The sequence below is a fragment of the Vibrio sp. Y58_MX_L22 genome (genome assembly GCF_024181865.1).
In the GTDB taxonomy this organism is placed as follows: domain Bacteria; phylum Pseudomonadota; class Gammaproteobacteria; order Enterobacterales; family Vibrionaceae; genus Vibrio; species Vibrio alginolyticus.
In genome coordinates, this window is sequence record NZ_JAMZAN010000011.1 from 104,513 (window position 1) to 116,309 (window position 11,797).

The following is an 11,797-nucleotide window of genomic DNA, read 5'->3' on the forward strand; positions in this document are numbered from 1 at the left end:
AATCACAGAGGCGTAGGCAATGAACTGGTTACAACGCAAATACTGGCACTACAAACTGAAAGGTTCGCCTTATCAGTCGCTGTTTTGCACGCCAGATAAAACAGAATACGTCTCTCTTGACTGCGAAACCACCAGCCTTGACCCAAATCGCGCCGAGCTGGTGACTATTGCAGCCACCAAGATCATCGACAACCGCATCATCACCAGTCAACCATTTGAAGTCCGCTTACGCGCGCCGCAATCGCTCGACTCAGGCTCGGTCAAGATCCATCGAATTCGCCACCAAGACTTAGTCGATGGCATCAGTGAAAAAGAGGCGCTGCTCGAGCTGCTCGACTTTATCGGCAACCGACCACTTGTGGGCTATCACATTCGTTACGATAAAAAGATCTTAGACCTTGCTTGTCTGCGGCAACTTGGCTTCCCACTTCCTAACCCACTTATCGAGGTCAGTCAGATTTATCACGATAAGTTGGAACGACATTTGCCGAATGCCTATTTCGACTTAAGTCTGGATGCCATTTGTAAACACCTCGAACTTCCTATCCAAGACAAACACGACGCCTTGCAAGACGCGATTTCTGCCGCTTTGGTCTTTGTCCGCTTAACGAAAGGCGATTTACCCAACCTAACCGCACCGTATACATAAAAATCAGTTGACCTAGCTCCCAGAAATACTTTTGTTTCAGCGATTTCCCGGCGCTTCTATCACTCTCATCCTAAAGTCTAATTGTGGAAATACGCGCGGTGACTGACAGTTATAAGCACAACGTCGTCATTACCACGACCAAGTTATTTAGAACCAAAAAACAGCCCTACAAAAATATATTCAAAATCTTATCTAGATTGGTGTAAGGCCGAGAAATAAGGCACAAGGAGAGAAGCCATGAGCGAAGCCCACGTTTATCCGGTAAAAGAAAATATTAAAACTCATACACACGCGGATAATGATACTTACTTAGCCATGTATCAGCAGTCGGTAACCGATCCAGAGGGCTTCTGGAACGAACACGGCAAAATCGTTGATTGGATCAAACCTTTCACCAAAGTAAAAAGCACTTCTTTCGATACTGGCCATGTTGATATTCGCTGGTTTGAAGATGGCACACTGAACGTCTCGGCTAACTGTATTGACCGTCATCTTGCAGAACACGGGGATGACGTCGCCATCATTTGGGAAGGCGATGATCCAGCCGACGACAAAACACTCACTTTCAACGAACTGCACAAAGAAGTGTGTAAATTCTCCAACGCATTGAAAGAGCAAGGCGTACGCAAGGGCGACGTGGTGTGTCTATACATGCCAATGGTGCCAGAAGCCGCAGTGGCTATGCTCGCTTGTACCCGTATTGGTGCGGTTCACACCGTAGTATTTGGCGGTTTCTCACCAGAAGCGCTATCCGGCCGTATCATCGACTCTGACGCTAAAGTCGTGATCACCGCAGACGAAGGCGTACGTGGCGGACGCGCTGTTCCACTGAAAAAGAACGTGGATGAAGCACTAACCAACCCAGACGTAAAAACCATCAATAAAGTCGTCGTGCTTAAACGTACAGGTGGTGATGTTGAATGGCATGAACACCGTGATGTTTGGTGGCACGAAGCAACAGCCAATGTTTCTGACGTTTGCCCACCAGAAGAGATGAAAGCCGAAGACCCGCTGTTCATCCTCTACACATCTGGCTCGACAGGTAAACCTAAAGGCGTACTACATACTACAGGCGGTTACCTCGTCTACGCGGCAATGACCTTTAAATATGTCTTCGATTATCAACCAGGTGAAACCTTCTGGTGTACCGCGGATGTGGGCTGGATTACAGGCCATACTTACCTAATTTATGGTCCACTAGCGAACGGGGCCAAAACCATTCTGTTTGAAGGTGTTCCAAACTACCCAAGCACGGCTCGTATGAGTGAAGTGGTTGATAAGCACCAAGTGAACATTCTCTACACTGCGCCAACCGCTATTCGTGCACTAATGGCAAAAGGTAACGAAGCGGTAGCAGGGACATCTCGTTCAAGCTTACGTGTGATGGGTTCAGTAGGTGAGCCTATCAACCCTGAAGCGTGGGAGTGGTACTACAAAACGATTGGTAACGAGAGCTCGCCTATCGTTGATACTTGGTGGCAAACAGAGACCGGCGGTATCTTAATTGCACCACTACCAGGCGCAACAGACTTAAAACCAGGCTCAGCAACTCGACCATTCTTCGGAGTCCAACCTGCACTGGTTGATAACATGGGCAACATCATTGAAGAAACCGCAGCAGAAGGTAACTTGGTGATCCTTGATTCATGGCCAGGTCAGATGCGCACTGTTTATGGCGACCACGAGCGCTTTGAACAGACCTACTTCTCAACCTTCAAGGGAATGTACTTTACTAGTGATGGAGCTCGTCGTGACGAAGACGGTTACTACTGGATCACGGGCCGTGTTGATGACGTACTAAACGTGTCGGGTCACCGCATGGGTACCGCTGAAATAGAATCGGCTCTTGTCGCACATCATAAAATTGCTGAGGCCGCTATTGTGGGCATTCCGCATGATATCAAAGGCCAAGCTATCTACGCTTACATTACCTTGAACGATGGTGAATTCCCGTCAGCAGAGCTACACAAAGAAGTGAAAGATTGGGTGCGTAAAGAGATTGGTCCAATTGCAACACCAGATGTACTGCACTGGACGGATTCCTTACCGAAGACTCGTTCTGGTAAGATCATGCGTCGAATCCTGCGTAAAATTGCAACGGGTGATACCAGCAACCTCGGAGACACATCAACGCTTGCCGATCCGAGCGTTGTAGATAAACTTATCGCAGAGAAAGCAGAATTGGCATAAATTCAACCAACTGTTTTAAAAGCACTTTAAAAACCGCCATCACTCATGGCGGTTTTTTGCTTTAGTGCACAAATTGGCCACACAAAAAATATGGCAATTATGTTGTTTTTGTTAACTTGGTTACAGAAACGAGAGTGGCTATTAGGAGATTAGACCAGTAAATTGCTGCTAATTGCTATGAATTAGCTATAATCTTGGTCGATTTTTTAAAATTTGCTCGGTTTTAACAAAAAAATCGTGCTGAACTATCGTATATTTGGGAATATAAACGTTCCACTCACGATAAGGGAAGATAGCAACACAATGTCTGCAAAGTCACGGATTCTTGTTCTAAACGGACCAAATCTTAATCTATTGGGTCTGCGCGAACCGACACACTATGGTCACAGTACCTTAGCTCAAGTTGTGGATACTCTTACAGAGCAAGCCCATAACGCTGGGGTAGAACTGGAACACCTACAATCAAATCGTGAGTACGAACTGATTGAAGCCATTCACGCTGCCTATGGCAAGATTGACTTCATCATCATCAATCCAGCGGCTTTCACTCATACTAGTGTGGCGCTGCGAGATGCATTACTTGGCGTCGCCATCCCATTTATTGAGGTGCACTTATCAAATGTGCACGCACGTGAACCATTCCGTCATCACTCTTATCTGTCAGATAAAGCAGAGGGTGTGATTTGCGGTTTAGGCGCACAAGGTTATGAATTTGCTCTGTCTGCAGCGATCAATAAGCTACAGGCAAAGTAACCCTAACACTCTGCAACCCTACGAGGGTTGTCTTAATCACAAGATAAAAGAGAAAGAAAAGATGGATATTCGTAAAATCAAGAAGCTAATTGAGTTAGTTGAAGAGTCTGGCATTGCTGAGCTAGAGATCTCTGAAGGTGAAGAGTCAGTGCGCATCAGCCGTCATGGCACTGCAGCCCCTCAAGCACCAATTCACTACGCAGCAGCTCCAGCGGCGGCACCTGCTCCAGTAGCAGCGGCACCAGTAGCGGAAGCGCCAGCAGCAGAAGCTCCAGCAGCAACACCTGCAGGTCACCAAGTTCTTTCTCCAATGGTTGGTACTTTCTACCGCTCTCCAAGCCCAGACTCTAAAGCATTCGTAGAAGTGGGTCAGAAAGTAAATGCTGGCGATACTCTATGTATTGTTGAAGCAATGAAAATGATGAACCAAATCGAAGCGGACAAATCTGGCGTTGTTACAGCAATCCTAGCTGAAGACGGCCAACCAGTTGAATTCGACCAACCTCTTGTTGTAATCGAATAAGCGGGGCTTGCCTTATGCTAGACAAAGTAGTCATCGCGAACCGAGGTGAAATTGCACTTCGTATTCTTCGCGCTTGTAAAGAATTAGGTATTAAGACCGTCGCTGTTCACTCAACAGCTGACCGCGATCTTAAGCACGTACTACTCGCAGACGAAACCGTATGTATCGGCCCTGCTCGTGGTATCGACAGCTACCTAAACATTCCACGCATCATTTCTGCAGCAGAAGTGACTGGTGCTGTGGCTATCCACCCAGGTTACGGCTTCCTGTCTGAGAACGCAGACTTCGCAGAGCAAGTTGAGCGCAGTGGTTTCATCTTCGTTGGTCCAAAGGCAGACACTATCCGCCTAATGGGCGATAAAGTATCTGCTATCAATGCAATGAAGAAAGCAGGCGTTCCTTGTGTACCGGGTTCTGACGGCCCTCTAGACAATGACGAAGAGAAAAACAAAGCATTTGCTAAGCGCATTGGTTACCCAGTAATCATCAAAGCATCTGGCGGCGGCGGCGGTCGTGGCATGCGTGTTGTTCGAGCAGAGAAAGACCTTATCCAAGCCATTGCAATGACACGTGCTGAAGCAAAAGCGGCGTTCAACAATGACATGGTTTACATGGAGAAATTCCTAGAAAACCCTCGTCACGTTGAAGTTCAGGTTATTGCTGACGGTCAAGGCGGCGCAATCCACCTTGGTGAGCGTGACTGTTCAATGCAACGTCGTCACCAAAAAGTAGTGGAAGAAGCTCCAGCACCTGGTATCACTGAAGAAATGCGTAAGTACATCGGTGAACGCTGTACTCGTGCATGTATCGAGATCGGTTACCGCGGCGCAGGTACGTTTGAATTCCTATACGAGAACGGTGAGTTCTACTTCATCGAAATGAACACTCGTATTCAGGTAGAGCACCCAGTAACAGAGATGGTTACTGGCATCGACCTAATCAAAGAACAGCTTCGTGTTGCAGCGGGTCAGCCTCTGTCATTCACTCAAGATGATATTAAGATCCGTGGCCATGCGATTGAGTGTCGTATCAACGCAGAAGACCCTGAGCGCTTCCTACCATCTCCGGGTAAGATCGAGCGTTTCCACGCTCCTGGCGGTATGGGTGTACGTTGGGAATCTCATATCTACACAGGCTACACAGTTCCACCTCATTACGATTCAATGATTGGTAAACTGATCACTTACGGTGAGAACCGTGATGTAGCGATTGCACGTATGAAGAACGCACTGGGTGAGATGATCATCGAAGGCATCAAAACTAACGTACCACTGCAATTCTCCATTATGAATGACGAAAACTTCCAACACGGTGGTGCAAACATCCACTACTTAGAGAAGAAGCTTGGCTTACAATAAACCTAAGCAAACGTCTTAAAAAATGCCCACTCCCGTGGGCATTTTTGTTTTATATGTACGCGAACGGCTCAACATATAAATCGGCTTATTTGGGTATATACTCAAACAAATCGTAGAGTTCTGGTAAACTCTGCGCCACTTCATTCACTTTAAGAGCAAAAACCAATGCCTTGGATTCAAATCAAACTCAACGCGACCAATGAAAACGCTGAGCAAATCGGCGATATGCTAATGGAAGAGACTGGCGCGCTGTCTGTTACATTCTTAGACGCGCAGGATACACCTGTATTCGAACCTCTACCTGGCGAAACTCGCTTATGGGGCGATACTGATATTCTGGCACTGTATGATGCAGAAGCAGACACTAACTTCATCATCGACCAAATTAAAGCGAGCAATATGCTGGCTGACAATTTTGCTTACAAAGTAGAACAGCTTGAAGATAAAGACTGGGAACGCGAATGGATGGAAAACTTCCACCCAATGAAATTTGGTGAACGCTTATGGATTTGTCCAAGCTGGCGCGACATTCCAGATCCTGACGCTGTTAATGTTATGTTGGATCCAGGCCTTGCATTCGGTACGGGTACTCACCCTACAACAGCACTTTGTCTTGAGTGGCTAGAAAGCATGGACTTAAGCGGTAAGACCGTTATCGACTTCGGTTGTGGCTCAGGTATTCTTGCGATCGCAGCGATCAAACTGGGCGCTGAAAAAGTGATAGGGATCGACATTGATCCTCAAGCCCTGCTTGCTTCAAAAGACAATGCTGAGCGTAATGGCGTTGCAGACAGACTAGAAGTTTACTTACCGCAAAATCAACCAGAAGGTCTCGTCGCTGACGTCGTTGTGGCCAACATCCTTGCGGGACCTTTACGTGAACTTGCACCTATCATCAAAGGACTAGTTAAGCCAAATGGCGACCTCGCTATGTCCGGCGTATTAGACACTCAAGCTGAAGATGTTGCGAACTATTACCGTGACGAGCTTCACATTGACCCGATTGTTGAGCAAAGTGAATGGTGTCGCATCTCTGGTCGTAAGCAAGGCTAGACAAGGTTTTCAGAGCTAATTGTTTGAAATTCATACAATTTACAAAAACAATTTGTAAATGCTCAAATATTAGTCTTTTCACGCAGTGAAAAAATGCGTAAAATGCGCGCCCTTGCTGGTACAGAACTGTGATGACGTTTTGAAAATCGGAAACTATCAACTTAAGAACAATCTAATCGTAGCCCCTATGGCTGGTGTAACGGATAGACCGTTTCGCGAGTTGTGTCTTCGCTATGGTGCGGGAATGGCCGTCAGTGAAATGATGTCTGCTAACCCAAAACTATGGGGAACGTCAAAGTCGAAACAGCGCATGGTACACGAGGGCGAATCGGGCATTCGCTCTGTACAGATTGCGGGTTCCGATCCACAGCTTATGGCGGACGCAGCTCAATTCAGTGTTGAGAACGGTGCACAAATCATCGACATCAACATGGGCTGCCCGGCAAAAAAAGTGAATAAGAAGCTAGCGGGCTCTGCTCTGCTTCAATACCCAAACATTATCGAAGAGATTTTGAAAGCGGTCGTGAATGCAGTGGACGTTCCTGTAACGTTAAAGACTCGAACTGGCTGGGATACAGACAACAAGAACTGTGTCCAGATCGCTAAATTAGCCGAAAACTGCGGCATACAAGCTCTTGCTCTGCATGGCAGAACGAAAGCATGTATGTACAAAGGTGAGGCCGAATATGACAGCATTAAAGCGGTAAAAGAGGCGATTTCAATTCCGGTTATCGCGAACGGTGATATCGATAGCCCGGAGAAAGCCAAATTTGTACTGGAGTACACCGGTGCGGACGCTTTAATGATTGGACGCCCTGCCCAGGGTCGTCCTTGGATTTTCCAGGAAATCCATCACTATTTGGAAAACGGCACCACAATGGAGGAGCTTCCAACTGAGGAAGTGAAAACCATTATGCTTGGTCATGTAAATGCTCTGCATGAATTTTATGGGGAGTTCTTAGGTCCACGTATCGCGCGCAAGCACGTTGGGTGGTACCTGAAAGAGCATGAACAGGCAAGTGAGTTTCGCCGTACCTTCAACGCTATCGACGCAGCTCCGCTGCAAATAGAGGCGTTAGAAGGTTATTTTGATAACGTTGCATCATAATTAAGAGAAGAGCTAGACCGAATATGTTCGAACAAAATCTGACTTCAGAAGCATTAACAGTAACTACAGTAACGTCACAAGACCAGATTACTCAGAAGCCTTTACGTGACTCTGTTAAAGCGTCTCTTAAAAACTACCTTGCTCAACTAAACGGCCAGGAAGTAACAGAACTATACGAATTAGTTCTAGCTGAAGTTGAACAGCCACTACTAGATACTATCATGCAGTACACTCGCGGTAACCAAACTCGCGCAGCAACTATGATGGGTATCAACCGCGGTACTCTTCGCAAAAAACTTAAGAAATACGGCATGAACTAAGACCGGCTTTCAAAAAGTATTTGGAACAAGCCGTTACCTTTTTAGGTAACGGCTTTTCTTTATCTACTAAAACACTACGAATAACGCTCACTTTATTCAGCATTACCAACTGGCTTTAATATAACTACCGCTGACCCAAACAATAACAAAGCCACGACAGCGACCCATTCACTACCTACAGAATAAGCAAAGCCCGCCAAGGCAGACCAAATCGCGACACCAAAGTGCATCATACTCATTCCAGAAGACATCAGCACACCTCGATATTCATCAGATAAGCTTGCTATATGTGCTTGTAATGCCGGAGAACCAACCCCTCCAGCAAGAGACCAGAGCACTAGAGCTGGAAGATAAGCGGTCACCGTACTCATCCCATTTGAGAACACCCATGCACTACAAGGTATGCACACCATTAAGGCCACTCGCATAACGGCTCGAGAGCTACCAAGCCAGCGAGAAGCTCTCGCCACGCACATATTTCCAACCACACTCACGATCCCTAGAGCTGCATAAATAGCGCCCACCCAACCGAGCGCCAAATCGCTGGTATCTCGAATATGAAGGCCTATCAGGTTAAATACACCAATACCTCCCCCTAAACCTAAACACATCGCTAAAATCGCCCTCAACGCGCCAGGAACATGAATTACACCTGTTATAGGTGGCAGAGCATCTGACATTTGGGACTCATCATGCTGGTCATTCATGAACACTACGCTCATAACACTGACAAGAAGAGCCGCAACGCCCAAAATAATAAAAGCGGCACGCCATGATAAAAGCTGGGTCAACAATGCTCCGATCGCAGGGCTAGTTATCATACCTAGCGTTAATCCCGCCTGAACCATCACAATTTGACGCATCGCTCTATTACCCTTCGCGTCTCCCGCTAACGCGAATGCAATTGGCAACATGCCTGCACTTGCAATACCAGTGATCACTCGAGTTGCAATAGCAAGTTCAAAATCATGAACTATGCCCGTCGTAATAGACGCAACCCCAAATACAAAGCAAGCAGGCACCATGATACGAATACGCCCAACTCGGTCTGATAAACGGCCCAAGTAAGGAGCGCAAATTGCTATGGCTAAACTATATGCCGTAATAAATAAGGTCACCTGACTCGGTTGAACACTTAAATCATTTCCGATAGGTTCAAGAATAGATCCAAGCATCAACTCATCAGCACCAACAAGAAAAGCAACGAGAAATAGGATCATGGACTGCATCATAGCTCCACCTCCTGTTCTGTTTTCGATTCAGCACAAGTGAGCAACGAAATATCTAAAACTCTATCAGGCCAAGATTGCAAAAATGCCTTCTCATGAGATACCACAATCACGCTACCGGAAAAGCGCTGGAGAGCCTCTTTAAGCGCATTTTTGCTGCTGCTATCCAAATGTGTTGTTGGTTCGTCCAACAGCAAAACATTGCATTTCTGAACCGATAAACAACACAGTTTCACCCGAGTTTGCTCACCACCGCTCAATGTATCTAAGTGGCGCTGCGTCTTATCCCCCGTGATCCCAAAGCGAGCTAATAGCTTGCGTGACTCTTTGCTTGAGATTGTTGGCGCACAAGAGCACAGCTCCTGTTCAGGCGTGTTCTGAGGATGGCGCCAAGACAAATCTTGAGAAAAATAACCAATCATTGCACCTTTTGCCAATACCACCTCACCAGAGAGTGGCTCGATCTTCCCCATCAGGGTTTTAAGTAAGGTCGACTTACCCACGCCGTTAAAGCCAGCAACAACCAACTTTTCCCCGCGCGCTAACGTGATATCAAATACTGGAAGCAGAGGCTGCTGATAACCGATCATCAACGCTTTTGCCTCAACCACATTCGGTTGCTCAATGGGCTGGTAAGCAAAGTCAAACGTCGATACTTTCTCTACATGATTCAGTTGAATACGTTCGATTTTATCCAGTCTCTTCTTACGCCCTTTAGCAAGACTGGCGTTAACTCCTGCACCATTTTGGGCAATAAATTTCTCTAACTTTCGAATTTCACTTTGCTGAGCCTTATATTGCTTTTCTAATAAAGCACCGTCGTGCTGCTTTTGCTGCATTGCTTTGACATAAGTACCGCTGTATTTTCGAACTGTTTGATAATCAATATCACAAATACTGGTCGCTACTTGATTAAGAAAATCAACATCATGAGAAACCAGTAAAACGGTACCAATGTAATCATTGAGAAACGTGACTAGCCATTCAATGTGCGGAGCATCAAGATAGTTTGTCGGCTCATCAAGAATTAACACATCGGGGTTGCGAAGTAACAACCTGCCTAAAAGGACTTTGTGCCTTTGACCGCCACTTAGCGAGATAAGCGGTGTATCTAAGCCAAATTGATAAATACCAAGACCTACAGCAACTCGTTCAATTTTGGTATTAATTGCATAGAAGTCTTCATCTTCTAAATATGCCTGTAGCCGAGCGACTTGGCTTAAAAGAGATGTAGAGTGAGACTCGGTCATCGCATGATACAAAGTCCAAAGCTTTTGCTCTGCAGCGTATAAACTCTCAAAAGAGCCCTTTAAACACTCATGAACTGTCAGCACATTATCGATCTTAAAATGTTGTTCTAAATACCCCACCTCAAGGTTTGGTAACCATTCAATGCAGCCCTTATCTGCAGATAATTCACCGAAAAGCAGTTTCAATAAGGTGCTTTTTCCAACACCATTCGCTCCGGTGATACCTATTTTCTCTCCCACGTTAATACGAAAGGTCACGTTGTTGTATAACGTCTTATCAGCTATCTGATAAGACAAATTTTTAACTTGTAAAATACTCATGTTTTCAACCAAATAAAAAAGGGCCGGTGATCAATACCGGCCCTTATTTCAATACTGGGTAATGCTTTGTAGCTGCTTAACAGATACAAAAAGGCCGATGATGAAATATCACCGGCCATCTCTTCTCTTTTATCAGGTGTACAAGCTCCTGCGTATAACTTCAGCGAAGCTACCCACACATAAAACACCTGATGAAGATTAATTTAAGACTCCGAGCAACACTTCATCGCGTTTTTTGCACGGAGTTCAGCCTTCTTACAAAGCTTTTAAACAAGAGATATAACATGATTTACTGTCGAAAAAATATTCGATGTGAAGCGTACACCTTTAGAATAAAAAGTACCAGATAATTGTTAAAACTATCGTGACTTACACGAAGGTCCACAGAAAGAAGACTTTTCCTCAGTCAATGTGCCAGGTGAACTGCTTACTCAGCAAACACAGCTATGAAAGCACCTATACCGCTCACGTTATACGTACGTAGTGGTGGCTTTGAAGGTTGGAGAGGGTTAGAGGGAAGAAGTAGCGAATATACTTTAAGACACTGGCTTAAATAGATCGACAAAACAAAATCCATGTTTGGAAAGTTTTAAATGCGCTGAGTTTATATTAATAAGCGCCTATGGCTAAATCAAAACATCTAAAGCAGAGAAATCTCCCCCGAAAATAACATAACCTATTGAATAAATTTTCCAGGTAATAATAAAGGAAGCTTTGGTAAGTTAAGCACAGGGGCTCAAAACTAGCGCTCGAGACTGCAGGAACCACACAAAACTGCGTTCCACTTCACTCATACAGGGCTTAGAAAGCATAACCAGAGGGAAGCCTGCCTCTCGATGCAAGGTTTCAATATGAAAGTGGGTTTAAGCTAAGTCGGGGAACCAAAACGAAAAAAGCCTCAGTCTTTCGACTGAGGCTTAATATAAGTGGCGGAGTGGACGGGACTCGAACCCGCGACCCCCGGCGTGACAGGCCGGTATTCTAACCAACTGAACTACCACTCCGCAGTGGTATCACTCGCTTTAATAAGCAAATGTCCGCTT

Annotated in this window: 10 protein-coding genes and 1 tRNA gene; 8 read left to right on the forward strand and 3 right to left on the reverse strand. The window is 45.7% G+C overall.

Annotated features, from left to right (window positions below; genetic code table 11):
* Positions 1-19: 19 nt before the first annotated feature.
* From NL626_RS20125 to fis, 8 genes are all read left to right on the forward strand, one after another.
* A complete protein-coding gene (locus tag NL626_RS20125) occupies positions 20-649 on the forward strand; it encodes a 3'-5' exonuclease (protein ID WP_005382363.1) in 630 nt (209 codons plus the stop codon).
* 237 nt (positions 650-886) lie between these two features.
* Positions 887-2,839 (forward strand): acetate--CoA ligase, encoded by a 1,953-nt coding sequence (acs, locus tag NL626_RS20130; protein WP_005386359.1) that lies wholly within the window; start codon positions 887-889, stop codon positions 2,837-2,839.
* Between the two features lie 303 nt (positions 2,840-3,142).
* Positions 3,143-3,592 carry a type II 3-dehydroquinate dehydratase gene (aroQ, locus tag NL626_RS20135; protein WP_005382360.1) on the forward strand — a complete coding sequence of 150 codons (450 nt, stop codon included), beginning with the start codon at positions 3,143-3,145 and terminating at the stop codon, positions 3,590-3,592.
* 61 nt (positions 3,593-3,653) lie between these two features.
* Positions 3,654-4,115 carry an acetyl-CoA carboxylase biotin carboxyl carrier protein gene (gene accB / locus NL626_RS20140; RefSeq protein WP_005386355.1) on the forward strand — a complete coding sequence of 154 codons (462 nt, stop codon included), beginning with the start codon at positions 3,654-3,656 and terminating at the stop codon, positions 4,113-4,115.
* 14 nt (positions 4,116-4,129) lie between these two features.
* Positions 4,130-5,473, forward strand: a complete 1,344-nt coding sequence (gene accC, locus NL626_RS20145; RefSeq protein WP_005382509.1) for an acetyl-CoA carboxylase biotin carboxylase subunit — start codon at positions 4,130-4,132, stop codon at positions 5,471-5,473.
* 165 nt (positions 5,474-5,638) lie between these two features.
* Positions 5,639-6,526, forward strand: a complete 888-nt coding sequence (gene prmA, locus NL626_RS20150; protein WP_191116275.1) for a 50S ribosomal protein L11 methyltransferase — start codon at positions 5,639-5,641, stop codon at positions 6,524-6,526.
* 139 nt (positions 6,527-6,665) lie between these two features.
* A complete protein-coding gene (gene dusB, locus NL626_RS20155) occupies positions 6,666-7,634 on the forward strand; it encodes a tRNA dihydrouridine synthase DusB (protein WP_005382505.1) in 969 nt (322 codons plus the stop codon).
* 23 nt (positions 7,635-7,657) lie between these two features.
* Positions 7,658-7,954 carry a DNA-binding transcriptional regulator Fis gene (gene fis, locus NL626_RS20160; RefSeq protein WP_000462885.1) on the forward strand — a complete coding sequence of 99 codons (297 nt, stop codon included), beginning with the start codon at positions 7,658-7,660 and terminating at the stop codon, positions 7,952-7,954.
* A 92-nt stretch (positions 7,955-8,046) separates the two neighbouring features.
* Here fis and NL626_RS20165 read toward each other — a convergent pair whose 3' ends face one another.
* The 3 genes from NL626_RS20165 to NL626_RS20175 form a co-directional block, all read right to left on the reverse strand.
* Positions 8,047-9,186 (reverse strand): MFS transporter, encoded by a 1,140-nt coding sequence (locus NL626_RS20165; RefSeq protein WP_253657673.1) that lies wholly within the window; start codon positions 9,184-9,186, stop codon positions 8,047-8,049.
* A complete protein-coding gene (locus tag NL626_RS20170; RefSeq protein WP_085570093.1) occupies positions 9,183-10,754 on the reverse strand; it encodes an ABC-F family ATP-binding cassette domain-containing protein in 1,572 nt (523 codons plus the stop codon). The genes NL626_RS20165 and NL626_RS20170 overlap by 4 nt, the downstream gene beginning before the upstream one ends.
* A gap of 927 nt (positions 10,755-11,681) precedes the next feature.
* Positions 11,682-11,758, reverse strand: a tRNA-Asp gene (locus NL626_RS20175).
* Positions 11,759-11,797 lie beyond the last annotated feature (39 nt).